At 54.0% G+C, this 339-nt stretch carries 1 protein-coding gene; it reads right to left on the bottom strand.

The window, feature by feature from the left end; all coding sequences use genetic code 11:
- Nucleotides 1-339 (bottom strand): efflux RND transporter permease subunit (locus KDM89_RS20850; RefSeq protein WP_212689744.1); only part of this gene is annotated, 339 nt, incomplete at both ends.

Below are 339 nucleotides of genomic sequence, written 5' to 3'. Positions count from 1 at the left end.
GCGCGTGCCTGCTGGCAGCGTCTTATTGATTTCAGCCACCAGCTGGCGTACCCTGGCAGCGACCGAAACCGTACTCGCGTCACGCGAACGGGTAATCGAGATACCGACATTCGGATTTCCATTGCGCACACTGAAACCACTGATTTCGGCAAAACCATCCGCGATGTCAGCCACCTGTGCCAGGCGCACGACTTCCGTACCACGGCGCTTAATCACAATGGACTGAAATTCCTGTGGTGACTCAATGCGACCAATCAGACGGATACTTTGTTCTTTCAGATCGCCTTTCACCTTCCCTACCGGTGCCGTGGTGTTCTGATTTTTAAGGGCAGTGACAAC

This window comes from Cognatundibacterium luofuense, assembly GCF_018139685.1.
Lineage (GTDB): Bacteria > Pseudomonadota > Gammaproteobacteria > Burkholderiales > Burkholderiaceae_D > Undibacterium > Undibacterium luofuense.
This window is presented reverse-complemented; position numbering and strand designations above follow the sequence as displayed.